Here is a 26,544-nt window from a genome sequence, read left to right on the forward strand (position 1 = left end):
GGCCTGGGGTTCGCCCTGCTCCCACGGCGGCGGCGGCTTCGGTGCGGGCGCGGGCTCGGGCTCCGCTGCGGGGGCCGGCGGCGCGGCGGCGGCGGCGCTGGCGGCGGCCTGGTTCGACATCGCCGTCGGACGGCGCGGCGGCGAGTTTTGTCCACGGCTGGCCGAACGCGCCGCTTCGAGGGCGGCGTTGATGGCCGCGCGCGCCGAATTCATGGCCGGTACGCTGGCCGGCGGCGCCGCTTGTTGCACGGGCGCGGGCGGCGCGGCTTGTTGCACGGGCGCTGGCGGCATGCGCGGCGGCGGTGGCGCGCTCACGGCGGCATGGCTGGCGACAGGAGCCGAGGCGGCTCGCGCAGGTGTGGCGGCAGCGGCGGCAGCGCGTGCGGGCGCCGGCGAACGGGCGGCGGACGAGGCGCCCGGCGGCGCGCCCTCGCCGCCACCGTTACCGGGGCGGAAAGCGAGCATGCGCAGCAAGGTCATGGTGAAGCCCGCGTATTCGTCGGGCGCCAGGCCAATCTCGTTGCGGCCGTGGACGACGATCTGGTAATACAGCTGCACTTCCTGGGCGTCGAAGGCTTGTGCAAGGCGCAGGATGTCGGCCAGTTCGGGCAGGTCTTCGGGCACGGCGGACGGCACGCTTTGCGCCAGCGCGATCCGGTGCAGCAAGGTGCCCAGGTCCTGCAAGGCGCCGTTGTACGACAGGCTGCGGCTGGCCATTTCGTCGGCCACCGCCATCAGGTCGGCGCCGTCCTGCGCGAGCAGCGCGTCGAGCAGGCGCACCAGGTAAGTCTGGTCGAGCGCGCCGAGCATGCCTTGCACCGCGTCGAGCGTGACTTCGCCGGCCGCGTAGGCAATGGCCTGGTCGGTCAGCGAGAGCGCGTCGCGCATCGAGCCGTGCGCGCCCTGGGCCAGCAGGCGCAATGCCGGCTGCTCGAAGCTGATGCCTTCCTGGCCAAGGATGTTATCGAGGTGGCTGATGATATGCCCCGGCGGCATCTGCTTGAGATTGAACTGCAGGCAGCGCGAGAGCACGGTGACGGGAATTTTTTGCGGATCGGTGGTCGCCAGGATGAACTTGACGTGCTCGGGCGGCTCTTCGAGCGTCTTCAACATGGAGTTGAAAGCGTGGTTGGTCAGCATATGCACCTCGTCGATCATGTAGACCTTGAAGCGCGCGTTCGACGGGGCGTAGACGGCCTGCTCCAAGAGCTGGGCCATTTCATCGACGCCGCGGTTGGAAGCGGCATCCATCTCTATATAGTCGACGAAGCGGCCGGCGTCGATCGCGGTACACGCTTCGCACACGCCGCACGGGTTGGCGGTGATGCCGCCGTTGCCGTCAGGGCCGATGCAGTTGAGCGACTTGGCCAGGATGCGCGACAGGGTCGTCTTGCCGACACCGCGCGTGCCGGTGAACAGATAGGCGTGGTGCAGGCGGCCGGTTTGCAGCGCGTGCGTCAAGGCGCGCACCACGTGCTCCTGGCCGACGAGCGTGTCGAAATTCTTGGGACGGTATTTGCGGGCGAGGACTTGATAGGACATGCTGAATTTTACCGTAGATAGCGAACGCGGGGGCTTCCCGCTGCCCGAAAAGGCAATTGTAGCAAGAGCGCGCGCGAATGCGAAACCGCCGCTTGTACATGCGCTGTTTTACAAAGGAATTGGGGAGGTGCGACCGAGGTACGGCGGTCTGGAAGATCGAAAGAGGCGAGCCTGATCTGCGGCACTTATGGTTAACGGCCGTGGCTGCTTCGTTCCCGACCTGACCAGGTTAGCCATGCCACAATGCGCAGGGGCCCGCCAGCGACAATTATAACCGACCCTGCGGGTTTTGGGGAGGCAGGTTGAAACGCTATTAAAGACGACGCTGCAAGCAGTCGGAATCGCGACACGCGAGACTTGCCATCACGGCACGTGAAACCAAAATTGAAAAGGCTTACGGATTCTCCACATGCAATGATGAGCGATGCCGGATACTCTTTTTGACCGGTTTGGTCGAATCACAGGAGCCGACTATGCAAGAGCTAAGTTCTGATGAAATCAATTCCGTGAGTGGCGCAGTGACGCAGGGCCAAGTATTAAATTATGGCGCGGCAGTCACCGCTGTTGGCGCAGCCGTCCTTTTTGCGGTCGGCTCGCCGCTTCTTGTCGCCGGCGGATCCGCATTCGCGATTGCATCGGCCGGAATGTGGCTGGGTAGCGCAGCCCTCGACATGGGATGGGGATCAAGGCGATTGCAGCGTGCTGCGGATAGCAACGATTGAGGCTACCCTATTGTCGAAACTGATACGCCATGCTTATGCATGGCGTATTCCTTTTGTCAGGAGTTCGCATGAAGATCAGATCGAACGGCGCCAAACTCGTCATTACAAGCCTGGCACTGGCACTGCTGCTAGCTGCGATGATCGTTTTCAGGTTACAAATTTCGCGCTTTTACTTTCAAATGATCGACGAGCACCCTTTATGGTTTAGCAGCAGCGTACCCGTCCTCGTATTGTTGGCCATATTCATGGCCTTCATTCGCGCTCGAAAAAAGGCACGCTCTCAATGACAACGGCGATGCTACAAACCTAATTCATCCCACATGCGATCGACGCGCGCCTTCACTTCCGGCGTCATGCTGATCGTGGTGCCCCACTCGCGACTGGTCTCGCCCGGCCACTTGTTGGTGGCGTCGATGCCCATCTTGCTGCCCAGCCCACTGACCGGCGAGGCAAAGTCGAGGTAGTCGATCGGCGTGCTGTCGACCATCAAGGTGTCGCGCATCGGATCGACCCGCGTGGTGATGGCCCAGATCACCTCTTTCCAGTCGCGGATATTGACGTCCTCGTCGACCACCACGATGAACTTGGTATACATGAACTGGCGCAGGAAGCTCCACACCCCGAACATGACGCGCTTGGCGTGGCCGGCGTACTGCTTTTTCATCTGCACCACCGCCATGCGGTAGCTGCAACCTTCGGGCGGCAGGTAAAAGTCGGTGATTTCGCTGAACTGCTTTTGCAGCAGCGGAATGAATACTTCATTGAGCGCCACGCCGAGCACGGCCGGTTCGTCGGGCGGCTTGCCTGTATACGTGGAGTGATAAACCGGATCGCGCCGCATGGTGATGCGGTCGATGGTAAACACCGGAAAACTGTCCTGCTCATTATAGTAACCAGTATGGTCGCCGAACGGCCCTTCGAGCGCATGTTCGTAGCCGGTCGGATGGTTCGGATCGGCGTAAATATGGCCTTCGAGCACAATCTCGGCCGAGGCCGGCACGCGCAGGTCGCTGCCGATGGCACGGGTCAACACGGTGCGGCTGCCGCGCAGCAAGCCGGCGAACTGGTATTCGGACAGGCTGTCCGGCACCGGGGTGACCGCCCCGAGAATGGTGGCCGGGTCGGCGCCGAGGGCGACGGCCACCGGATACGGCTGTCCCTTGGTGGCAATGCCATGCTCGCGGAAGTCGAGCGCACCGCCACGGTGCGCCAGCCAGCGCATGATGACCTTGTTCGGGCCGATGACCTGCTGGCGGTAGATGCCCAGGTTCTGGCGCTTCTTGTTAGGGCCCTTGGTAATGACCAGCCCCCAGGTAATGAGCGGGGCAATGTCGCCCGGCCAGCAATGCTGGATCGGCAGGCGCGCCAGGTCGACGTCGGCCCCTTCCCAGACGATATCGTGGCAGGCGGCGCCGCGCACTTCCTTGGGCGACATGTCCCACACAGCCTTGACCAGGGATCCCAGGCCCATCAGGTCCTTGAAGCCTTTGGGCGGTTCCGGCTCCTTGAGGCGCGCCAGGACATGGCCGATCTTGCGCAGCTCGCTCACGTCGTCGGCGCCCATGCCCAGCGCGACCCGGCGCGGCGTGCCGAACAGGTTGCCCAGCACCGGAATCGTATGACCGGTCGGGTTTTCGAACAAAATGGCCGGTCCGGCGGCCCGCAAAGCGCGGTCGCACACCTCCGTCATCTCCAAATAGGGCGAAACAGGCAAGGAAATGCGCTTCAATTCGCCCATTTCTTGCATTTTCGCCATGAAATCGCGCAAGTCTACATAATTCATCGGTTTTTAATTCTTTTTTTCATGTAAGCATGGTTGTTCAATTAGCCATGCCAAGTGGTTGATTTCATAGGGCTTTGCTGCAACGCAGCAGAAAAAGCTAGATCTAAAAGTAATATAGAATGTTTGTGTTAGTATTGACTTAGTATATACCCGCTTCTACAATTCGCCCTACTTGATGAGCAGGCACCGTCCACGGACACGATTCTAGCCTGTCTCATAACTTCACGGGGTCGGGGCCCCAATGACATTTTAAGGAGTGTTTTCAATAGGCGTCTGCCTTCTCCCCCGAAAAAGTTGTTTAGCTACTGGTCCAATACCACAGGGAACGACCAGCCCAAGCGAGCAATGACGGCGTTAATCGCGTGCCCGAGCGGCGGCGATGGACGATATTTCTGATGCACGGCATTTGTCAGCCCGCTGCGCCACCGCGCGGCATGGGGACGGCTTTTTCCGCGACAAAGGGGAATTCGATGATACATCGTTTCAACGGGGCGACAGCAAAGCTCGCCCAAACAATGGCATGCCCGCCATTCACGTGGTCTTCCGTGAGCAAAACGGCGCGTGCTCTCCTGACCACGATGCAACACACACTGACGTTCTTTGGTGTTTCCGCGCTGGCCATGATGGCTTTGCTGTACCTGCGTCCCGAACTGGCCCATGAAGCCTCGCAGATGCTGGCGCAGCCAGTCAAGCCGGCGCCCGTCGTCGCGCGCGCGCCCGTGCAGGCGCCCGGCCTGTCGGCCTTGATGAGCACACCCGCTCCGGCGGTGCTCATTGACAACCAGCCGGCTATCCTGGCGCTCGACGACAAGGCCATCAAGGCCAACCGCAAGCAGCAGGCGTTTGTGACAAGCTGGCTGTCCAAGCGCTACCGCGTCGCCGGCGACGCCGCCGACATGCTGGTCTCGACCGCCTATTCGACGGCGCGCGAAATCAAGCTCGACCCGCTGCTGATCCTGGCGGTCATGGCGATCGAATCGGGCTTGAATCCCTTTGCCGAGAGCCCGGTGGGCGCGCAGGGGCTGATGCAGGTGATGTCGAAGATTCACCACGAAAAGTTCCAGGAAATGGGTGGGACCCAGGCTGCGCTCAATCCCGTGGCCAATATCCGCGTCGGTTCGCTGATCCTGAAGGAATACGTGAAACGCGGCGGTTCGGTGGAAGCCGGCCTGAAGACATACGTGGGCGCCGCGGCGTTCGAAACCGACCAGGGTTACGGCTCGCGCGTGATGAACGAATATCAAAAGCTCAAGCTGGTGGCGAGCGGCAAGAAAGTGCCGACGTTTACCTCGCCGGTGGCACCGAAACCGGTGATGGCAGAGAAGGCGTCGCAGGAGCAGATCGCCGGTTTGTGATTCCTTGCACTATATAGTGTGTGGGATGTGAAAAAGCCCGATGCTTGCATCGGGCTTTTTTTGTGGGCGGGCACCGGGGTCCTGCGGCAGAGCTGACACCGGGGTCAGACCCCTGGGAGCTGACACCGGGGTCAGACCCCTAACTGAAAAACCGGGGTCTGACCCCTTAGCGGCGGGTGTCGCCTGCGACTTCGTCGGCGCGCAGCTTCGGCGCCAGTTTGTCGAGCACGCCGTTGACGTACTTATGGCCGTCGATACCGCCGAACGACTTGGTCAGCTCGACCGCTTCGTTGATGACAACACGGTAAGGAATATCCAGGTTGTTTTTCAGCTCGAACGCGCCGATCAGCAGCACGGCGTGCTCGATCGGGGACAATTCGGCCACGCCACGGTCGATCAGCGGCGCGAACGCCTCGCGCAAGGCGACCGAATCCTTGATCGCGCCATACAACAACACCGCAAAGTGGTCGGCGTCGGCTTTTTCAAAGCCGTGCGCCGCGCGGATGTTGTTGACGACCGTGGTGGCGTCTTCATTGTTCAGCAGCCATTGATACAAGCCCTGCAAGGCGAACTCGCGCGCCCGGTGACGCGGCGTGCGGTTCTTGCTGGGATTGGCGTGCAAGGTTTTCTCTGTCATGGTCTTCTTACCTTCTTTATTACCGTTTGTTCTTAAAACGTGTTCTGGACGATGGGTTGCTGACGGCCCGGAATCAGTCTTCGTCGGCTTGCAGCTCTTCGAGCGCGATCAGCAGGTTGGCCATTTCGACCGCGCAGCGCGCCGCTTCCGCGCCTTTTTCCGCCATGCGCACTTCAGCCTGCTCGTCGTTTTCGGTGGTCAACACGGCATTCGCGATGGCGATGCCATAGTCGAGGCCGATGCGGGTGATGCCGGCGCCCGATTCGTTCGACACCAGCTCGAAGTGATAAGTTTCGCCGCGAATGACCGCGCCGAGCGCGACCAGCGCGTCGAACTGCTGGGTTTCAGCCATTTTTTGCAGCGCCAGCGGAATTTCGAGCGCGCCCGGCACGGTGACGTGCAGCACGTCTTCGTCGGTCACGCCCAGGTGCTTGAGTTCGGCCAGGCAGGCCGACAGCAGGCCGTGGCCCACATCGGCGTTAAAACGCGCCTGGACGATCCCAACGCGCAGGCCTGCACCGGTCAGATTGCTTTCATAAGTTCCTACGGTCATGGCAGACCCCTTCTATATATATGTGTGTGATTGAATGTGGAGTGTACCGCTTCAGGCGGCTGCCTTGGCGGACGGCTCGCCGTTCGGCTCGCCATGCGAGGCGCCATGCGAGGCGCTATGCGAGGCGCTATGCGACGCGCCATCGGGCCGGGCGCGGTAGCCGGTCACTTCCAGGTCGAAACCGGTCATGGAAGGCATTTTGCGCGGGCTGGCCAGCAATTCCATCTTGCCCACACCCAGGTCCTTGAGGATCTGGGCGCCGATACCGTAGGTGCGCAAGTCCATGCTGGCGGCGCGCCCGGTCGGCTTGCTGTTGGCGTCGAGGGCGGCGAACTGGGCAAACAGTTGCTCGGCCGTCTCGCCGCAGTTGAGCAGCACCATCACGCCACGGTCGGCTTGCTTGATCGCCTGCATCGACGAGGCCATGGTCCACGAGTGGGTGGTCGCTTCGCTGTCGAGCAGGTCGAGGATCGAGACCGGCTGATGCACGCGCACCAGCGCATCGAGGTTCGGCGCCAGGTCGCCATGCACCATGGCCAGGTGGGCCGAGCCGCTCGGCTTGTCGCGGAAGGCGATCAGGCGGAATTGACCGTAGGCGGTCTGCATGGTGCGCTCGGCGATGCGCTCGACCAGGCATTCGTTCTGCCCGCGATAGTGGATCAGGTCGGCAATGGTGCCGATTTTCAGATTGTGTTCTTTGGCAAATTCCAGCAAGTCCGGCAGGCGCGCCATGGTGCCGTCATCCTTGAGGATTTCGCAAATGACCGAGGCCGGGGTCAGGCCGGCCATCTCGGTCAGGTCGCAGCCGGCTTCGGTGTGGCCGGCGCGCATCAGCACGCCGCCGCGCTGGGCCTTGAGCGGGAAAATGTGGCCCGGCTGGACGATATCGGCCGGGCTGGCGTTCTTGGCCACCGCCACCTGGATGGTCTTGGCGCGGTCGGCCGCCGAAATGCCGGTGGTGACGCCTTCGGCCGCTTCGATCGAGACCGTGAAGTTGGTGCCGTAAAAGGTGCCGTTGCTCGACGTCATCATCGACAGATTGAGCTGCTTGCAGCGTTCTTCGGTCAAGGTCAGGCAGACCAGGCCGCGCGCGTGCTTGACCATGAAATTGATGGCTTCAGGCGTCACGAAATCGGCCGCCAGCACCAGGTCCCCCTCATTTTCGCGGTCTTCTTCATCAACCAGGATGACCATGCGCCCTGCGCGCAATTCTTCGACGATTTCGGGGGTACTGGAGATTGGCATGACATGATCCTCGGAGACGGAAAGCTGCTGGAGCGTAATCCGCTATTTTAAAGGATTTACCCGACTTCAACTGACCTAAGCTTGGGAAGAGTTTGGCGCCCTACCCCGCAGGCATTTGTCGGCCTGTCAATTCGTTGCACTCGGACAACAATATGCTTGAAATGATAAGGGAATGTTACGCTTTTTAAAGCGATCCGAAACAAATTTCCGGAGCGCGCGCCGACCTGCATTATTATCACAGCAGGCCTCGCCTTCCGTCTTTCGCCTGCCGGAGCGTGGCCCGGAGCCACTATGCCAGCACGCTTTCACGACCACCCCCGCGCACGATCCTGGCAACCGGAGCATGGCCTATGTCCACGATCCTGATTGTCGACGACCGGCCGTCGAACCGGCGCTACCTGAGCGCCCTGCTCGGCCACACCGGCCACCGCCTGCTCGAAGCCTACGATGGCGCGCACGCGCTGGCCCAGGTGCGCGCCGAGCGTCCGGACCTGATCATCACCGACATCCTGATGCCGGCCATGGACGGCTACGAATTCGTGCAGCAGCTGCGCGCCGACCCGGAACTGGCCGCCACCCGCGTGATTTTTTACTCGGCCATCTACGCGGTCAGCGAAACGATGGCGCTGGCGCGCAGTTGCGGCGTCTCGCGGGTGCTGGCCAAGCCGGCCGACCCGGAAGACATCCTGGCCGCCGTACACGGTGAACTGGGACTGGCGCACCAGGCGGGCGAGGGCGCCGGCAGCATCGGCGCCGCTGCAACGACGGCGGCAGCGGCCGTGGGCACGGAGCTGGGCAGCAGCATCGACGACGCCCTGGTGTCGGCGCGCCATGCGCTCGGCGCCCTGCTCGATCGCCACGCGGTCGCCAATCCCGCACTCGGGTCGGAGCTGGCCAGCCTGCTCGGCGAGCGCATGAGCAGCTTGCGCAGCGTGGCCGCGCGCCTGGCCGCGCTGGAAGAAATGAGCCTGCGCCTGACCGGCGAACGCAATGCCGACGCCATGCTCGGCGTGTTTTTGCAGGCCGCCAGCGCGATCCTGGACGCCGACTGCGTGGCCGTGTGCCTGCTCGACAGCGGCGAACAGCGCGTGCGCCACCTGGGCGCCCTCGGCGTCGGGCGCGACCTCTTGATGGCGGCCGCGCTCGACCCGCAGCGCCTGCCCGGCGCCCTGCTCGAACAACCGCTGGCGCTGCGCGTGCAGGGCCAGCCCGCCCTGCCCGCCGGCCATCCGGCGGCGGACGGCTTTTTGGGACTGGCGATCCGCGACCGCAACCAGCTGTATGGCTGGATGTACTGTACGCGCCGGATCGGTGCGCAACCGTTCAGCCACGAAGATGAACGCATCGGCGTCACGCTCGGCGCGCAGCTGGCGGTGGCCTACGAAAACCTGTGCCTGTACGAAGTGGTGCAGCGCCACGCCGCCCAATTGCAGCTGGAGGCGGCCGCGCGCCAGCAGGCCGACCGCGCCCTGCGCGAGAGCGAACAGCGGCTGCGCCTGTCGGCCCGCATCCTCGAGAGCACGCAAGAAAGCATCATGATGACGGACGCGCATGCCGGCATCATCGCCGTCAATCCGGCCTTCGAACACATTACCGGCTACAGCGAAGCGGACGTCCTGGGCCGCAATCCAAGCCTGCTGCGCTCGGGGCGGCACGACACGGCCTTCTACCGCGCGATCTGGGCCAGCCTGACCAGCACCGGCCAATGGCGCGGCGAAATCTGGAACCGCCGCAAGAACGGCCAGGTGTACCCGGAGCGGATCAGCATCAACGCGGTGCGCGGCGCCGGCGGCGAGATCGACGCCTACGTGTCGGTGTCGAGCGACATCAGCGCGCTCAAGGCGGCGCACCACCAGGTCGATTTCCTGAGCAACCACGATCCATTGACCCTGCTGCCGAACCGCTCGGTGCTGACCGAACGGATGCAGCAGGCGATCGCCTCGGCGCGCCACGGCGACCGCCAGATCGCCCTGCTGCTGTTTAACATCGACCGCCTGCAACGCATCAACGACAGCCTGGGACACGAAGCCGGCGACGCCCTGCTGCAGGAAGTGGCGCGCCGCGCGGGCCTGCTGGCCGGTCCGGCCGACTCGCTGGCGCACCTGGGCAGCGACGAATTCGTGCTGCTGCTGACCGAATGCCTGGACTCGGACGCCATCATCGTGGCGGTGCGCCGCCTGATCGACGAAATCGCGCAACCGTTCCACGCCGGCGGCCATGAACTGATCGTCACCACCAGCGTGGGCATCAGCATCTACCCGCGCGACGGCGCCAATCCGAGCGAACTGCTGAAAGCGGCCGACGTGGCGCTGTCGCACATGAAGGATGCGGGGCGCAATGGTTTTCGCTTCTTCAAGGGCGAGATGAACGCGCATGCGCTGCGCTGGATGGCGCTCGAAACGCACCTGCGCCGCGCCATCGAACGCAACGAACTGTCGCTGCACTACCAGCCGCAGGTGTCGCTGGCGGACGGCCGCATCTGCAGCATGGAAGCGCTGCTGCGCTGGAGCAGCCCGGAACTGGGCCAGGTCGGCCCGGGCGACTTCATCGCGCTGGCCGAGGATACGGGCCTGATCCTGCCGATCGGGAACTGGGTAATCCGCCAGGCCTGCATGCAGAACAAGGCCTGGCAGGACGCGGGCCTGGCGCCGCTGCGCGTGGCGGTCAATGTCTCGGCCCACCAGTTCACCGCCGGCACCGTGCCGGCGGTGGTGCGCGAGGCGCTGCGCGAGTCCGGCCTGGCGCCGCAGTACCTGGAGATCGAACTGACCGAGAGCGTCATGATGCGCGACAGCGAAGCGGCCGAAGTGCAGCTGGCCGAACTGACCGGCATGGGCGTGTCGATCTCGCTCGACGACTTCGGCACCGGCTATTCATCGCTCGGCTACCTGTCGCGCTTCATGCTCGACAAGCTCAAAATCGACCAGAGTTTTGTACGCAATATCATCACCGACCCGCGCAGCGCCGCCATCGCCCAGGCCACCATCGCGCTGGCGCACGGGCTGTCGCTGTCGGTGGTGGCCGAGGGCGTGGAGACGCAGGAGCAGCTAGCCTTCTTGCAGCGCATCGGCTGCGACGAAGTGCAGGGCTTCCTGTTCAGCCGTCCGCTGGCGGCCGACGCGATGGCGACGCTGATGGCGTCGGACGCGCGCCTGGCGCTGCCCGTCCCACTGCCCCTTCCGGTAGCAGACCCGGCAAAGGAGTAGAATCCGCGCTCCACCAGAAAACATTGCAGAGACGCTAATGACCAAGTATTCCGTTCGATCCGCTTGTGCGGCCACCCTCCTGATGGCCTTCGCACTAAGCGCCCAGGCCGCCATCAAGCTGGACGACGCGATACCGGTGGGACCGCAGGTCAAGGTAGGCAAGCTGGCCAACGGCCTGACTTACTACATCCAGAAAAACGGCAAACCCGAGAAAAAGCTCGAACTGCGCCTGGTCGTCAAGGCCGGCTCGATCCTGGAGGACGAGGACCAGCTGGGCCTGGCCCACTTCACCGAGCACATGGCCTTCAACGGCTCGACCAACTTCAAGAAGCACGAACTGGTGTCCTACCTGCAGTCGATCGGCGTGAAGTTCGGGGCCGACCTGAATGCCTACACCAGTTTCGACGAGACGGTGTACATCCTGCCGATCCCCACCGATAACCGCGACAACATCGACAAGGGCTTCCTGGTGCTGGAAGACTGGGCGGGCGGGCTGACCATGAACGCGGCCGACATCGACAAGGAACGCGGCATCATCCTGGAAGAACTGCGGCTTGGCAAAGGCGCGGCCGACCGCATGAACAAGGTGATCATGCCCAAGCTATACAACGGTTCGCGCTACGCGCAGCGCATGCCGATCGGGCAGGAGCCCATCATCAAGGGCTTCAAGCACGAAGCGATCCGGCGCTTCTACCAGGACTGGTACCGGCCCGACCTGATGGCGGTGGTGGCGGTGGGCGACATCGACCCGCTTGAGGCCGAGCGCCTCATCAAGCAGCACTTCGGGCAGTTGAAAAACCCGGTCCGGCCACGCGCGCGCACCTACGCCGCCATTCCCACGCGCGCCCACACGGAGGCGCTGGTGGTGACCGACAAGGAAGCGTCGTCCAATGCGCTGCTGATCCGCTACCCGGTGAAGGAATCGGTCGACAAAGGCACCTTCGGCGCCTACCGCGAAAAACTGGTCGAGTCGCTGTTTACCGGCATGCTGGGCCAGCGCATGCAGGAACTGGCGCAGCAGGCCAATCCGCCGTTCATAGCCGGCGCCAGCTCGGTCGGCAAACTGACGCCGCGCTACACCTCATTCAACGCCTCGGCGGCGCTGGGCAAAGGCGGCGCCACGCCGGCCATCGACGCGCTGGTGCAGGAAAATGCGCGCACCCGCCAGTTCGGCTTCAGCGCCCAGGAATTCGAACGGGCGCGCAAGAACATGATGCGCCAGTACGAACTGGCGTACAACGAACGTGACAAGACCGACTCGGGCAGCTACGTCGGCGAATACGTGCGCAACTTCCTCGAGCAGGAAAGCATTCCCGGCATCGCCAACGAATTCGCTTACGTGCGCGAGCTGCTGCCGGCGATCACGCTCGACGACATGAACAGCTACGCGCGCGCCACCATTCCGGCGGCGTCGGAGTCGGCCAAGCTGGTGGTGTACATGGGCAGCGCCAGGGAAGACAGCCCGGCGCCGACCAGCGCCGAGTTGCTGGCGGCCGTGGCGCAGGCCGAAAAAGTGACGGTGCGCGCGCAGGAGCAAAAGACGCTGGCCACGGAGCTGATGGACAAGCCGCCGGCCGGCGGCGGCATCGTCGCGCAGAGCGAAGACAAGGCACTCGGGCTGACCCGTCTGACCTTGTCGAACGGCGTGAAAGTGATCCTCAAGCCGACCGACTTCCGCAACGACCAGGTGATGATGAGCGCCGTGCGCTTCGGCGGCCAGAGCCTGTTCGGCGACGCCGACATCGTCAACGCGCGCTATGCGAATGCGGTGGTGGGCACGATGGGACTGAAAGAGTATTCGCCGCTCGACCTGCAAAAAATCCTGGCGGGGAAAGCGGCCACGGTCAGCCTGATGCTGGGGAACCATGTGGACGGCATCAGCGGCAGCGCCGCCAACGACGACATCGAGACCATGCTGCAACTGGTGTACCTGCGCATGACCGGGGTGCGGCGCGACGCGGACTTGTACAAGTCCTTCGTCGGCAAGCAGGTCGAAGCGGCGCGCAACGCGATGGCGCAGCCGGAATCGGTGTTTCGCGATACGCTGATCAGCACCATGTACCGGGACAACCCGCGCGTGGCACGCACCGCGCGCCCCGCCGACTTCGACAAGCTCGACCTGGAGCGCGCGCTGGCGGTGTACCGCGCGCGCTTTTTCAGCGCCCGGGACATGACGTTCATCCTGGTCGGCAGTTTTGACCTGGCCAAGGTCAAGCCGCTGTTGGCGACCTACCTCGGTGCGCTGCCGGTGGGCGAGATCGAGGTCGGCTACAAGGATGTGGGCGTGCGTCCGGTGCGCGGCGTGGTGAAGAAGGAAGTGCGCAGCGGGAGCGAAGCGAAAAGCAGCGTGTCGATCAATTTCAGTGGCGAAGCGCCGTATTCGGACGACGAGGCGATGCGCTTGCAGGCGATGCTGGAAGTGATCAACATCCGCATCACCGACATCCTGCGCGAGAAGCTGGCGCTCATTTACGGCGGCGGCATGAGCGGCGGCTTGAGCAAATACCCGTACGAGAACTACACCGTGACGGCATCGCTGCCGACCGGGCCGGAAAATGTGGACAAGGTCATCGCCGCCGTCATGGCCGAAATGGCGCGCATGAAGGAGCAAGGACCGGACCTGGCTGACCTGAACAAGGTCAAGCAAAACTGGCTGCAGAACCACCAGAAGGCGCTGCGCGAGAACGGTTACTGGCTGAACCGCCTGCAGACGGCGCACCTGCAGGGCAGCGATCCGGCCGAGATCCTGGCGTATCCGCAAAAGGTCAATGGCATCACGCCGGAGCAGCTGAAACAGGCCGCCCAGCGCTACTTCGACATGAACAATTACGTGCAGGTAGTGCTGTACCCGGAAAACAAATAGGCCACCACCCGGTGTCAGGTCTGACATTCGGACACGAGCTCATCCTTACACCCGGTGTCAGGTCTGACATTCGGACACGAGCTCATCCTTACACCCGGTGTCAGGTCTGACATTCGGACACGAGCTCATCATTAGGCGCGCAGCAGGCGGAATTACAGACGAGGACGTGTCCGAATGTCAGACCTGACACCGGCTTTTACTCGTATTACTGTTAGTTACGCCACACTGTGAAAAGCTTATCTTAGGATATGCTTTCACGGTGCCCAAGTGACCAATCCAACGATCGTAGCGCAGCATGTAACCGATGTGGCGACCACGTGGTGGCGCCGACGCCGCGAGATCGTCGACGTCCGCCTGCGCTTCGATCGGCTGGCCGACATCGATGGCGCGATCGATGCGCATCTCGACGGCCTGCGTGAAGCCGGCGAGATCGCCACGGAACTGGCCGAGGCGGCGTACGACAAGGCCGCCGGCCGCCGCTGTCATGACGTCGGGGCCGATGCTTTTGTCGTGTTGGCGCTCGCGTTCCTGGGCGAGGCGCGCGAGGCGATGGATGATGCCCTGGCCCGCCTGTCAGGCCAGCCCGGATTTTCCGATGCCCTGCACGGCGTGCTGGCATGGTTCGATTCGCACGCCGTCAGCGGCCTGGTTGGCGCACAAATCAGGTCCGCAGATCGCGCCTGCCGACTGGCCGCCCTCGCCCGCTGCCACCTTCACCCCGTACTTGCCGGCGGTCGGCTCGACGATGCCCTGCTGGCCCACGCCGCTTCAGCCGATGCGCCCGAATTCGATGCGATCGCACAGTGTGGGAGAGTCGCCCTCCTGCCACGTGTAGCGGGTTTTCTCGACCAGGCCACGCCCGGGCATCCGGCGCTTTTCAATGCTGCTCGCTGCGCGCTGCTTCTCGGCGGGCGCGACGCGGCCATTCCCGCCCTGCATGCGTATGCGGCCGCGCAAACCGGGCCGGCTCCTGAGGTTGCGAAGCTGCTTTGCGCGGCACTGTCGGGCAGCGAACTACACAACTACATCGCGACATTGATGCGGTGCGCGCAACAGCGATCGCTGGCGATCCAGGCGGCCGGATGGAGCGGCGACCCGCTGCATGTTCCCTGGCTGCTTGCCCAAAGCGACGACAGCGACGACAGCGACGCAGCCCGGCTGGCTGGCGAATCGGTGCGCCTGATCACCGGCCTCGATCTGGATGCGAACCGGATGGTGCGCGGGGAACCGCGCTCTCGGACAAACGACACGCCCGCTTATCCGCTGCCGGATCGCGCCCGCCTGCAAACCTGGTGGGACGCTAATGCACAGTGTTATCCGGGCGATATGCGCTATCTGTTGGGCAGGCCGGTATCCGACTCCTGGCTTGTGCATGTTTTGTCTGCCGGCGAACAAGCGCATCGTGAACTGGCTGCGCTTCACCGGGCGCTGATGCACCCGGGCGAGTCGACCTTTCCCGTACACGCCGCCGCGCGGATTCAACGCCAGCGCCTGGAACGACTTCGAGGAGATGACCATGACCGTAGCTAATCCACCGAGAACAATCGCTGCCGCGACCACCAGACGCCCGGACGACATCAAGGCGTCCGGCATGGTCCTGGGCGTGCTGGCGGGATTCGACGCCGATGGCGCCCCGCTGGTCCAAGCCGGCACCAGGGACGCCCTGGCCGCCCTCACCGTGGTCGACCTGGGGCACGAACATATCGGCGCACGAGTCGCCCTGCAGTTCGATGGCGGCGACCCTGCAGCCCCTGTCATCATGGGCATCGTCCGCGCGCCCCGTGCGGATGGAGGCCGGAACGGCGGCGTGGCGCCGTTGCCGTTACAGGCAGTGGCCGACGGCGAGGAACTCGTGCTGGTCGCCCATCGGCGCATCACGTTGATGTGCGGTGCGGCGTCGATCACGCTCGATGCCGACGGCAATGTCGAAATCAGGGGCAAGCACCTGCTGTCGCGCGCGGCAGGCCAGAACAGGATCAAGGGCGGTTCGGTGTCCCTCAACTGACAGAAGGCCGCATGAACCTCATCAATCACACCAGGTTCGCAGCAGGCTACACGACAATGCACGACAAGACGGGAAGCGAATGCCTGGTGGTGGTGGTCAAGGCGACGTTTCGCTTGCCTTGCGCTGGCGAGCCGCCGGCGCCGATGGAAGAACAGGTTCCGATCACCCTGGCCGATACCGCGACCGGCGAACCTGGCTTGAGCGCCCCGGAATACGAGTGCGATTATTGCCTGGACAAGCCGAAGGTCGATGTCCTTTTGCTGGGCAGCGCCTATGCTCCACGGGCTATCGCGACCGGCGTGGTCCCGGTAGGACTACGGGTGGGGAGCATGGCCAAGGCTTTCAATGTACACGGCAAGCGCCAGTGGCGCACTCATTTGCTCGGGGCGTTCGTGGGCGCCGGCAAGCCGGAACCGTTTACCAGGCAAACCATCAGCTACGACATTGCTTATGGCGGCACCGAAAACGATCCGGAAAAGGAAGCGGATCGATTGGCGTACGCTCGCAACCCGGTCGGCTGCGGCTATCGCCCGCACGGCAAATTTGCGCATGGATCGCCGGTGGCGCAGACAGAATCGCCGATCGAACCGGTCACCAGCCCAAGCGGCAAATACGCGCCACTGAGTTTCGGGCCGGTGGGGCGCAATTGGGAGCCGCGCATCCGGTATGCAGGCACGTACGACGCGCAATGGATGGAGCAGGTTTATCCTTTCCTGCCGCCTGATTTCGACGCCCGCTATTTTCAGAGCGCGCCGGAAGACCAGCAGTTGGCGCAGCTTGGCGGTGGCGAAGCGGTGATGCTGGTGAACCTCACGCACCCGGCATTGACGCCATCGGGCCGGCTCGAATTCAATCTCCCCGATCTGGCAATGCACGTCACGTTTACTCCACGCCAGGGCGGTGCCGAACGCGTGGCCGCCCGCGCCGACACCCTGGTTTTCGAACCGGACAAGCAGCGCTTTACGGTCGTGTGGCGGGTGGTCAGAAATCTGGACAACGATATCTTGCGATTTGGCGCAATCGAAATTGGCGAACGTCCGAAGGGGCACGTCGTTCACATTGCGCTCGATGTGTTGGTCGATGAATTGCCGTCCCGGCGACGCGGCATCGACGCGGACGCGCCATGACCGAACCGCTCGCCCTGTTGCGCACTGGCGCGGTCACCTCCGCGGGGCTGAACGCGCCGTCCACCTTTGCCGCGTTGCGCACGAGGCTCAACGACTTTAACGACCTGCCCTTCATCGATCCCCGTGGCGAGCCGATAACGGCGGCACCGGTCAGGCTGGGACGGGAAGCCGACCGCGCGCCAGCCATCGACAAGCATGGCGCGATGCTGGCGCGCGCGATCGGCGAATGCCTCGACGGTTTGCCGCACCTGGACACGCAGGGCATCCCACTGCTCCTGTGCGTAGCCGAAGTGACCCGGCCGGGACGCATCGCGGCACTCGATTCGGTCTTGCGTGCGGGCGTCGAGGAGGCGCTCGGCCGACGCTTCGCGGCACAGTCGCGGGTGTATGCGTACGGCCAGGCCGGCGCCGCGATGGCCCTCAACGAGGCTTTTGACCTGGCCAGGTCACATCCCTTCGTGTTGATTGCCGCCGTCGATTCGTACGCCAATGCGGATACCTTATTGGGCATGCACAGGGCCGGGCGGGTGCTCTCGTCCGTCAATACGCACGGATTCATTCCGGGCGAGGCAGCATGCGCGCTGCTGGTGGCGCGCCCGGACCAGATAACACAGGTCGCGCCACGTTTCAGCAACAGGGGGGCGACAGTTTGCGCCGCGCCAGACGCCACCTTGTTCTGCACCGGCCTGGGAATCGCGCGGGAATTGGCCGTTATCGGAGGCGCAGCGCCGAACAGGGCGATTGCCTTAAGCGCAGCCATCAACACGGCGCTGGGTGGATTGCCGGCCGATTCGGGCGGCGTTGGCTTGCGCATCAGCGGCCAGTCCAGCGAAGACTTTTATGCGAAAGAATTCGCGCTGGCGGCAGCGCGCACGAATGTCTCCGCCACGCCCTTGTGGATGCTGGCCGACAGTCTTGGCGAGACCGGCGCGGCGGCGGGCTTGCTGGCGCTGGCGTGGGCTTATGCGTCCGCGCACAAGGGCTATGCGCCGTCGTACAACATGCTGTGCCTGATGGCGAGCGACGAAGGCGAACGCAGCGCCGCCCTGCTCAGTTTTGGAGAGTTTTCAGCCTGATCATAGGGAAAGGATGGTCCATGTCGATGTTCAGAATTTACGCCAACAGCATGTCAATCGCCGGCAAGGCGTCCAAGGCCGGCATGAGCACGGCGGCCTTTCCCGATGTCTGCGGCAGCCCGCCCGGACCGGCCAGGATCGGGGTACCGGTCCCCTACCCCAACACCGCCAGGATCAGCGACCTCGAAAACGGTTCGACCAGTGTCTTCATGTACGGCGAGCCGGTGGCGCTGCGCGACAAGAGCCGGATTGCGACCAGTACCGGCAACGAGCCGGCCACAGAGGCATTCAGGAAGGGGGTCAAGAGCGGCGTCATCAAGGGAAAAGCGTATTTTTTGTCGTGGTCGCCGAACGTGTTCGTCGAGGGATACAACGTGCCGCGACATCTTGACCTCATGAGCCACAACCATAAAACTTAAGGACGACGACGATGTCTATCCTGGCTCAAGGGGCTGTGGGGCAGCAGGCGGGGGCTGGCGTGCTGGTGAGAAAGGGGCCGCCGAGATTGCCGGCGCCACGGCCAGCGGGCGGCCTTTCCGGTGGACTCCCGGGCGAGGGGCTACCAGCGAGTCCAGGGACGCCAGTAAAGGGACCGATATTGCTCGGGCCTCCGGAATACTACGCGGCGTTGATAGGATTGTTGAATATCCTTGTCAACCGAATGAAAGACAATCAACACGACGAGGACAAAGAAAAGTGTAAGATTTACTCGTACAGAGAGGCCGAGAAAGAATGTCCGAATGGGCGATCCCATCACATCGTACCTGATCGTTGCTGGCGATCACCCGGAACCCGAAGACAAAACACCGGGAGGCCATCTTTTGGAGCGAGCATCGATGAGCTTCTGGATAAGTTTTTAGCGCATCGGGGCGGCGGGTATTACTATGCAGGAAAAATGGATGAAGGTAAGGGTCAATGCATCTGCGTGACAGAGGAAGAGCATCTCGCTATTCACGCCGTGTACGACTCGCTGGAAGATCAATATGGTGGAAATGCAATCCCTCAATGGACAGCCACGCTCGAGAAATTGGAAGGGCTCGGTGCCGTATCGGTATCGGCCGTCACGCGGTGTGATGAAAGTAAAATTAGGGAAACGCTGCGCAAACGCCACCAAGATTTAGAGCTAGATAAAGACACACTTCTCAGAGCCGATCCGCGTGGAAAAAGCGGCTTAACAATGCCCAAATTTGCCGAAGTACTATCGCGAGTTCAACAGGCCAAGCTAATCAAGTAGGAGAAATTCATGGTGAAAAGTATGGCATCGGTTAAATTCCTGGACGGCTGCATTATCGAGAAAGACTATTTTTTCACATCAACGCGAATGGATGCGCAATCGGAAAGTGAATACGATCACGGTCGCCTTCAATGGTTCAATGCGGGCGAATGGGCATACCGAGACCGGCACTGGCAAGTCAGTTCCGTTTGCGTGCTGCCAGGGTATTCCGAAGGAAGAACGCGGGCATACGTGGCTCTGGAACAAGGAACCGGCGTTGTTGGCTTTTATAGTCCTGGCGTTGCAGACCCAGTTGATGAAACTTTACCAGGTGCAGAGCACGGACATGGAATAGCGTCTCTTCTGAAAATTTGTGAGATCGAAAAAACGTTGTATTTATGCGGGTATGCCGGAATAGTTATGCGGCGCATCAATGGGAAGTGGGAAAAATCTAACCAAAGCCTGAAAGCCATGACTTTCGGTGATTACTTACGGGACGGTATGTCATTTGACGACGCACTTAATGCCGCCAAACTGACTCAACGCGACATGCGGGCAATCGGGGGCCGTGCCAGCAATGCGATTTTTTGTGTAGGAAGAGAAGGAGTGATTTTTCGCTTCGATGGAGAAACCTGGACCAAGATCGATTCGCCGACAAATACCGACTTGAATTGTGTGTACGCTGCGGAGGATGGCTTTGTGTACGCTGCAGGTAATCAAGGTATCTTATTACAAGGCAAGGAGAACAATTTCTGGGCTTTGGATAAGGGTGCTGTCGACGATTTCTATTCGATTTGCTGGTTTGATGGAAATCTATATATTGGAGGATTAAAAGGCATATACAGACTCCAGAAAAACGGACTGCATTACGTGGATACGAACCAGGGGGGCTTCAAATGCAAGGGCATGGATGCTGCCTACGGTCAGTTATTGGTTGTGGCTGAGAGATGGCTACTCGTATTCGATGGGCATCGTTGGACGAGAATTGACCATCCGGACAATGTCTGAGGTACATGAGGGGGCCTTGAGAATCCTACTGCGTGACGCAATTTTCGACGCCCCATGAATAGTGGCTGGGCGAGATTGCCGGCGAAAGCACGCTGTAGCACTTTCAGCATACTGTGGCCCTGCTTGCGCAGCCTATCAAGGCAGGAGCGAATGACGCAGAAATTGCCGGTGACTCCGATGGCGCGAAAGCAGCCCGAAATCTTCCGTTTTATCCTGGGCATGCGAACGGCGCGTTCGGTCACGTTGTTGGTGAACGGTAGGCGAGAGCGCGAATGAACAACAGGACGGCGTCGGCATGTTTCCGGAAGCCCCGGAGCAGATTGTGGGCGACTGGTATGCGGTTGCAGTGTTCGGGGAGCGAATGATCGATGTGACTGGTCTGCTGCAAGGCCTCCTTGAGTGTGATGCCCTTGCGGCCCGTCTGGCCGCCGGGCAGTTTACCCGACGACTCGCGCAGGGAACAGGTCTTCTTGGTCAGGCCATCCGACGATGGGTGGCTATTTTTTCTCTTTAGGAGCGGTATATGGTCAATAGTCAGGCTTCAGTGGAATTCCTGGATGGCTGCATTATTGAAAGTGACTATTTTTTCATTTCTACCCGGATGGACGCTCAACCTATGAATGAATACGATCACGGCCGCCTCAAGTGGTTTGATGCCGGCAAGTGGTTTTATCAAGACCGACATTGGCAGGTAAGCTCAGTTTGCACAATATCCGGATTTAGCGCACAGGGAAACCGAGCCTACGTGGCATTGGAAGAAGGATCTGGCGTGGTTGGTTTTTATATACCAGGAAGCGACCACGTGGCCGATGAGATTCTTCCGGGTGCTGAAGATGGGCATGGGATACCTTCACTAACGGACATCAATCAGATCGGCAATAACCTGTACATTTGTGGATATGGCGGCAAAGTCATGCGACGCGCGGACGGAACATGGAAAACCTTTGACAAGGGTTTAAAGGCGACAGGCCTGGGTGACTATTTAGAACAAGGCATGAGCGTCAGCGAAGCACTCAAAGCCGCGCGACTAACCCAACGCGACATGTGCGCGATCGATGGGTTCTCGGAAGAAGCCATTTTTTGCGTTGGTAGAGAGGGGCTTCTTTTTTGCTTCGACGGCAGTACATGGCTTCAAGTCGCACAGGCAACGAATGTCGATTTGAATTGCGTGCATTGCGCCGATGATGGATGGGTCTATGCTGCCGGTAACAACGGGGTGTTAGTACAAGGAAAAGGCAGCAACTTCCACGTTTTGGATACTGGCGCGCATGACGATTTCTACTCGACGACGTGGTTCAATGGACATCTTTACGTTGGCGGCCTGAAAGGTCTTTACCGCCTCGAAAGCGGCAAATTGCGTTATGTGGACACCGGTCAGGGAACGTTCAAATGCAGGGCATTGGATTCCGGGCATGGACAAATGTTAGTGGTGGCCAAGCGCTGGCTCGCCGTGTTTGACGGCAAGCGTTGGCAGCGAATCGACGACCCCGACAATATCTGAGAGCGCAAAGCCAATGGATTCCAACGCTGACGTGCAATGCCGGCTTGGTCATTCCAGGGTCAAAGGCGGCCCTTGGGGCCGCGCAGGCGCACGCCCCCCCCTTCGCCCCAATCCCCCCAAGTTCAGGAATTTCCTCGAAAACACGGTGAAAATGCGATAAATAGCTTGACATTTCAATTGCGAACTGCGTCGGCAGTGAGTTTTTTTCTCACTGACTACCATGTCCCTTACTGCCCTTTTTATCGACCTCGCTTTGCGATTGCAGTCACCCGAATTCCTCGAGTCGGCCAGGCATCCGGAACATCCGACGGCGTTCACACGGCGCCGAAAGTTGCCGTTGCCATCACTTGTGGCGCTCATGCTAACCGGCATGCGCATGAGCATTCAGGCCGAACTCGACACGTTCTTCGGCCGTCTGGCCGGGAAGGCCGAATTAATGCGCATGGTGTCCGAGCAGGCGTTCGCGCAAGCGCGCGCCAAGCTGTCCCTGACCGCCATCCCTTCGCTCAACGACTGGCTCGTCGAGCGCGCCGAGCAGCACGGGTTCGTGCCGCGCTGGTGTGGCTTGCGCCTGGTCGCCGCCGACGCCTCGACGGTGCGTTTCGGCCTGCGCGCCAGTCGCCTCGAGCGCGCCGCGCTACCGGACCAAATTCTCTTTGGCCTGTTCCTCCCCGGTGCCGAGTTGATGCTGGCGGCCTCGCTGCACGGCATTGAGGAATGCGGCGAACGCCAGATGCTGGTCCAGCATCTGGACCGACTCTCAAGCAAGGACTTGCTGCTGCTGGACCGGGGCTATCCGTCGCGCTGGCTCGTCGCCCTGCTCAACGAGCGCGCCATCTCGTTCTGCATGCGGGTGGAGAAAGCCGGCAACGGCGGCTTCGCCTGCGTGCGCGCATTTCTGCGCTCCGGCCTCGATGAGCAGGTCGTCACGCTCACAGCGCCGTCGCGGCGCGAGGCCGCCGACTACGAGTTCACCCGCGCGCCCCAGCAGGTTCGTCTGGTGCGTCACATCGCGCCGAACGGCAAAGTACGCGTGCTGATGACCAATTTGTTCGATACCGCGCGCTTCCCGGCCAGCGCCTTTGGCGACCTGTACCACAAGCGCTGGCGCATCGAGGAAGCCTTCAAACGGCTCAAAAGCCGGCTCAACCTGGAGCATGTGTCCGGCTTGAGCCAGCAGGCAGTGGTGCAGGATGTCGCAGCCAAAATCATGTGCGACAACCTGCAGACCTTGGCTGCGCTGACCGCCCATGACCAGGCTGACCTGCGTGCCGTCGACCGCATCAACCACGCCTACGCCCATACCGCACTGAAACCCGTGATGCCGGCACTATTGCTGGGAAAGCAGATCGCCATGCACTTGCGCAAACTGCTCAAATTGCTTGGGAAACACACATACCTTCATCGAGAAAATCTATCGAAGCCGCGCAAATCCAGACCGAAGCCGCACAAATTCATGACGCAAAAACCATGTTGAGCGGGTGCGGATTCCTTAACTTGGGAGGATTGCCCTTCGCCCCCCTACTTAAGATAGCGCTCGAACCACGCCACCGTGCGCGCACGCTGGTCGCGCTGGTGCTCGGGCTTGCGGATCGCGTGGCCTTCGCCGTCATAAATCACCAGCGCGGTCGGCGTGCCCATGGCGCGCAGGCCGTGCCAGAATTCCATCGATTGCACCGCCGGCGTTTCCACATCGCGCTCGCCCACGTACAGCAAGGTCGGCGTCTTCGCAGCCTTGATCGATTCGATCGGCGAGGCCGCCCGGTACACCGCCGGGTCGTCGTAGGCCGAGGCGCCGAAGAAGGGAATCATCCACTGGTCGATGCCGTTCTGGCCGTAGTAGCTGATCCAGTTGGCGACGCCGGCGCCGGCCACCGCGGCCTTGAAGCGCTGGCTGTGGGTCACGCCCCACATGGTCATGAAGCCGCCGTAGGAGTGTCCCATCAGGCCAAGCCGGCCCGCGTCCACCGGCGCGCCTTTGGCGGCGGCGTCGATGCCGGCCAGGATGTCGCGCCAGTCGCCGCCCCCGAAATCGCGCTTGTTGGCGCTGCCGAAGGCGACACCCTGGCCGAAGCTGCCGCGCGGGTTGGGCAGGAACACGTAGTATCCCTTGCGCGTGAGGTCGCGCAGCAGCGGATTAGCCTGTTCACCATCGGAGACAAAGCGCGGCGAGGCGGCCGACGCCGGCCCGCCATGCACCTGCACCACCATCGGATGCTTTTTGCCAGGCTCGGTCGCCAGCGGCGCGACCAGCCAGCCCTGCATCCTGAAGCCGTCGTTGCTCCATTCGACGCTGGTGGCGCGCACCTGGGGCGCAAAGCCGTCGTTGTCGCGCGTGATGGCGGCCAGGTGCGGCAGGCGTCCGGCGACGATGTGCGGCGCGTGCGCGAAGTCTTCGTGCACGGAGGCGGCGATGGCGCCGTCGGCGCTGAACACAAAACGTCCCTGGCGCGAGCCGCTTGCGCTGACCGCGCCCGACCAGAGCGTGCGCGTGGCGCGCTTGACCGGGTCGATGGCGAGCACCGCATGCTCGCTGCCGACCAGCGCCGAGGCGATCAGCTGCTTGCCCTGCCACGCCAGCCCGTTAAAGGAGCCGGCAAAGCGCGGGGTGACGTTGTGCGGTTCGCCGCCGGACAGCGGCACGGTAAACACGTCGCCGCCGACCGAGCCGAAGTCGCTCATCAGGCCCGCGATGAAGGCGACACTGCGCCCGTCGGGCGAAACGCGCGGGATATTCATCTGCATCCTGGGGGCGGCCAGCACGCGCAGCGCGCCGCTGGCGATGTCGACATGGCCGAGCGTGGCGACCCACCAGTTGTTGTCGCCGTTGCCCCTGGCGCTGGTGACGGCGAAGCCCTTGCCGTCCGGGGTCCAGTCGTACTCGTAAATATAGCTGTCGGGCGGCGACACCATGGTCAGTTCGCCGCCGTTGGCGGGGACCACCGCGAGGCGCTGGGCGTCTTCCTGCACGCCGATTTCGCCAACCTGGCGCGCCCCGGCTTCGACCGCGCCGGCGAGCTTTTTGGCGCCCGCCGTGGCCAGCAGCGAAATCCGCTTGCCTTCCGGCGACCAGCGCGCGGTGCTGGCCACGCCCTTGATGACGGCGGCCGGCGCGGCGCCCGCAGCGCCGGCGATGTACAGCGTGGCGGTGCCGGCCCTGGCGTCGGCGCTGATGAAGGCCAGCGCTTGCTGGTCGGGCGACCAGGCGGGATGGTCGTAGATGCAGGTGGCGCACGGATCGTACTGGGCGACGATGGCGCCGCTGGCGGCGTCGCGCACGACCACGACGGCGTGCGGGCGTAGCGGCAGGCCGCCCGGGTCGAGCGATTCGAGGGCGGCGATGCGCTTGCCGTCGGGGCTGATCGCCAGGGCGCGGTAGTCGCGCAGGGCCGCCGGCTCGGCCGCCCATGCGGGCGCGATGGCGCCGGCCAGCATGGCCGAGAACAGGACTGTGTGAAGTTGTGACATAGTGGGTTTATGTAGGTGGGATTCTGCCCGCTCTTGTAAGAGGCGGACAATGATCGGCCGGGAAATCCGGGACGACCCTTTCAGCGGCTTCAATATATACGATTGCGCAGTGCGCTACCAAGGCGTACCGCGCCGGCGTCGTCCATCACGGGTCAATCGCTTGCGCCGCGTCGGCACATTGGCTCGATTGCCATATTGCGCAAGGAGCGCGCCAAACCCTCTCCTGGCACTGACACGACAGCATAGGGCCGCTAGAATTGCGCCATTCATAAAATCGTCATCCTGGCGCCGCACGGCGTCATCCCTTTTGATCTGGCCACGGCCTGTGAAGTGTTCAGCCGCGTTCGCGTGCCGGGCTTGCCTTCGGCTTACGAGGTGATCGTTTGCGGCGAGGCGCCGTCGGTCGCGGCCAGGCTGTTCGACTTGCACACACGATTCAACCTGAGCCACGCGGGCGGCGCGCACACCTTGATCATTCCGGGCATCGACGACATCGACGCGCCGGTGTCGCAAGCGGTGCTGGCGACGATCAGGGCCGCTGCCGGGCTCGACCTGTGCCTGCACCTGGTGCGGCGCGACTACGGCGCCGCCGTCGCCGCCGATGCCGCGCGCGCGGCGGTAATGCCGCCCGAACGTGGCTGCGGCCAGGCCCAGTTCATCGTGCATCTGGAACCGTCATCGTCGTTGGCGCTGCAGCCGGTGCTGAAATGGATGGAGTCGCAATTGCATCGCGCGTTGACGCTGGAGGCCATCGCCGCGCATGCCGCCCTGAGCAAGCGTACGCTCAGTCGGCGCTTTCTGGAACAAACCGGCACCTCGCCCTTGCAATGGCTGCTGGGCGCGCGCGTGCGGCGGGCCCAGCATCTGCTGGAAACGAGCGCGCTGTCAGTCGAGCAAGTGACCGACACCACCGGATTCGGCACCAGCGCGGCCATGCGGGCGTGTTTCAGCAAACAGGTCGGCACCAGTCCCCAACATTACCGGCAAAGTTTCCGGTCGAGTTGAGCTAAGTAAGCGTGCAGAAATTATTGTGATTTTTAGCGAACAGAAGCGGATGCCTTGCAAGGCGCACGCCGCGACGCAGTGCGTGTACTGCTAGTGTAGTGTTGCATCCTCAGTGCTTCGTATTGAAATATCGCGGATGAGGCGCTATTCTTGTGCATCAACCAGGAGAAAGCTAATGCGAATTGCGACGGAGATTGTGCTTACCCAGGACGAGCAATCTGAGCTGAACGGACTG

Annotated in this window: 22 protein-coding genes and 1 other RNA gene; 16 read left to right on the forward strand and 7 right to left on the reverse strand. The window is 62.5% G+C overall.

Annotated elements, in window-relative coordinates:
• Positions 1-1,542 (reverse strand): DNA polymerase III subunit gamma/tau (gene dnaX, locus F1735_RS26085; protein WP_167239650.1); only part of this gene is annotated, 1,542 nt, incomplete at its 3' end.
• 161 nt (positions 1,543-1,703) lie between these two features.
• An RNA gene (ffs, locus tag F1735_RS26090) (signal recognition particle sRNA small type) lies at positions 1,704-1,802 on the reverse strand.
• Positions 1,803-2,015: 213 nt separating this feature from the next.
• Here ffs and F1735_RS26095 point away from each other — a divergent pair.
• Both F1735_RS26095 and F1735_RS26100 read left to right on the forward strand, forming a co-directional pair.
• Positions 2,016-2,264, forward strand: coding sequence for a hypothetical protein (locus tag F1735_RS26095; RefSeq protein ID WP_167239651.1), 249 nt, complete (start codon positions 2,016-2,018; stop codon positions 2,262-2,264).
• Between the two features lie 68 nt (positions 2,265-2,332).
• Positions 2,333-2,551 carry a hypothetical protein gene (locus F1735_RS26100; RefSeq protein WP_167239652.1) on the forward strand — a complete coding sequence of 73 codons (219 nt, stop codon included), beginning with the start codon at positions 2,333-2,335 and terminating at the stop codon, positions 2,549-2,551.
• A gap of 11 nt (positions 2,552-2,562) precedes the next feature.
• Here the strand turns inward: F1735_RS26100 and ubiD are convergent, their stop codons facing one another.
• The gene (gene ubiD / locus F1735_RS26105; RefSeq protein WP_167239653.1) at positions 2,563-4,047 is read right to left on the reverse strand and encodes a 4-hydroxy-3-polyprenylbenzoate decarboxylase; all 1,485 of its coding nucleotides are present in this window, start codon (positions 4,045-4,047) and stop codon (positions 2,563-2,565) included.
• Between the two features lie 569 nt (positions 4,048-4,616).
• On the opposite strand from ubiD, the gene F1735_RS26110 reads away from it, so the two are divergent.
• On the forward strand, positions 4,617-5,402 hold the full coding sequence (locus F1735_RS26110; RefSeq protein WP_308628040.1) for a lytic transglycosylase domain-containing protein: 786 nt from the start codon (positions 4,617-4,619) through the stop codon (positions 5,400-5,402).
• Between the two features lie 166 nt (positions 5,403-5,568).
• On the opposite strand, the gene nusB is transcribed toward F1735_RS26110, so the two are convergent.
• The 3 genes from nusB to ribBA all read right to left on the reverse strand — a co-directional run bounded on the left by nusB (position 5,569) and on the right by ribBA (position 7,837).
• Entirely contained in the window at positions 5,569-6,039 is a 471-nt protein-coding gene (gene nusB, locus F1735_RS26115; protein WP_166873304.1) for a transcription antitermination factor NusB, read from the reverse strand.
• Positions 6,040-6,112: 73 nt separating this feature from the next.
• Positions 6,113-6,592 carry a 6,7-dimethyl-8-ribityllumazine synthase gene (gene ribH, locus F1735_RS26120; RefSeq protein WP_166887694.1) on the reverse strand — a complete coding sequence of 160 codons (480 nt, stop codon included), beginning with the start codon at positions 6,590-6,592 and terminating at the stop codon, positions 6,113-6,115.
• Positions 6,593-6,643: 51 nt separating this feature from the next.
• Positions 6,644-7,837, reverse strand: coding sequence for a bifunctional 3,4-dihydroxy-2-butanone-4-phosphate synthase/GTP cyclohydrolase II (gene ribBA / locus F1735_RS26125; RefSeq protein WP_167239655.1), 1,194 nt, complete (start codon positions 7,835-7,837; stop codon positions 6,644-6,646).
• A 350-nt stretch (positions 7,838-8,187) separates the two neighbouring features.
• Between ribBA and F1735_RS26130 the strand changes: the two genes are divergently transcribed.
• The 12 genes from F1735_RS26130 (at position 8,188) to F1735_RS26190 (ending at position 23,313) form a co-directional block, all read left to right on the forward strand.
• Positions 8,188-11,043, forward strand: coding sequence for a two-component system response regulator (locus F1735_RS26130; RefSeq protein ID WP_229505970.1), 2,856 nt, complete (start codon positions 8,188-8,190; stop codon positions 11,041-11,043).
• A gap of 82 nt (positions 11,044-11,125) precedes the next feature.
• Entirely contained in the window at positions 11,126-13,906 is a 2,781-nt protein-coding gene (locus F1735_RS26135; RefSeq protein ID WP_229505971.1) for a M16 family metallopeptidase, read from the forward strand.
• Positions 13,907-14,173: 267 nt separating this feature from the next.
• Positions 14,174-15,436, forward strand: coding sequence for a hypothetical protein (locus F1735_RS26140; RefSeq protein WP_167239657.1), 1,263 nt, complete (start codon positions 14,174-14,176; stop codon positions 15,434-15,436).
• Positions 15,423-15,911, forward strand: coding sequence for a DUF6484 domain-containing protein (locus F1735_RS26145; RefSeq protein ID WP_167239658.1), 489 nt, complete (start codon positions 15,423-15,425; stop codon positions 15,909-15,911). Before F1735_RS26140 ends, F1735_RS26145 begins: the two co-directional genes overlap by 14 nt.
• Before the next feature lie 11 nt (positions 15,912-15,922).
• Positions 15,923-17,038, forward strand: coding sequence for a DUF2169 family type VI secretion system accessory protein (locus tag F1735_RS26150; protein ID WP_167239659.1), 1,116 nt, complete (start codon positions 15,923-15,925; stop codon positions 17,036-17,038).
• Entirely contained in the window at positions 17,035-18,114 is a 1,080-nt protein-coding gene (locus F1735_RS26155; RefSeq protein WP_167239660.1) for a hypothetical protein, read from the forward strand. Before F1735_RS26150 ends, F1735_RS26155 begins: the two co-directional genes overlap by 4 nt.
• Before the next feature lie 20 nt (positions 18,115-18,134).
• The gene (locus F1735_RS26160) at positions 18,135-18,533 is read left to right on the forward strand and encodes a DUF4150 domain-containing protein (protein WP_229505972.1); all 399 of its coding nucleotides are present in this window, start codon (positions 18,135-18,137) and stop codon (positions 18,531-18,533) included.
• Between the two features lie 242 nt (positions 18,534-18,775).
• On the forward strand, positions 18,776-19,348 hold the full coding sequence (locus F1735_RS26165; protein ID WP_167239661.1) for a hypothetical protein: 573 nt from the start codon (positions 18,776-18,778) through the stop codon (positions 19,346-19,348).
• A 9-nt stretch (positions 19,349-19,357) separates the two neighbouring features.
• A complete protein-coding gene (locus tag F1735_RS26170; RefSeq protein WP_167239662.1) occupies positions 19,358-20,335 on the forward strand; it encodes a hypothetical protein in 978 nt (325 codons plus the stop codon).
• Between the two features lie 295 nt (positions 20,336-20,630).
• On the forward strand, positions 20,631-20,849 hold the full coding sequence (locus F1735_RS26180; RefSeq protein ID WP_167239649.1) for a hypothetical protein: 219 nt from the start codon (positions 20,631-20,633) through the stop codon (positions 20,847-20,849).
• Between the two features lie 9 nt (positions 20,850-20,858).
• Positions 20,859-21,836: a hypothetical protein gene (locus F1735_RS26185; protein WP_167239663.1), complete on the forward strand. Its 978-nt coding sequence runs from the start codon at positions 20,859-20,861 to the stop codon at positions 21,834-21,836.
• Between the two features lie 220 nt (positions 21,837-22,056).
• On the forward strand, positions 22,057-23,313 hold the full coding sequence (locus F1735_RS26190) for an IS4 family transposase (RefSeq protein WP_167239664.1): 1,257 nt from the start codon (positions 22,057-22,059) through the stop codon (positions 23,311-23,313).
• A 44-nt stretch (positions 23,314-23,357) separates the two neighbouring features.
• Here the strand turns inward: F1735_RS26190 and F1735_RS26195 are convergent, their stop codons facing one another.
• Positions 23,358-25,304 (reverse strand): S9 family peptidase, encoded by a 1,947-nt coding sequence (locus tag F1735_RS26195; RefSeq protein ID WP_222853079.1) that lies wholly within the window; start codon positions 25,302-25,304, stop codon positions 23,358-23,360.
• A 264-nt stretch (positions 25,305-25,568) separates the two neighbouring features.
• On the opposite strand from F1735_RS26195, the gene F1735_RS26200 reads away from it, so the two are divergent.
• On the forward strand, positions 25,569-26,309 hold the full coding sequence (locus tag F1735_RS26200; RefSeq protein ID WP_167239668.1) for a GlxA family transcriptional regulator: 741 nt from the start codon (positions 25,569-25,571) through the stop codon (positions 26,307-26,309).
• The last annotated feature ends 235 nt before the right edge of the window (positions 26,310-26,544 follow it).

Source organism: Massilia genomosp. 1 (assembly GCF_011682185.1).
Classification (GTDB): domain Bacteria; phylum Pseudomonadota; class Gammaproteobacteria; order Burkholderiales; family Burkholderiaceae_D; genus Telluria_A; species Telluria_A rubra.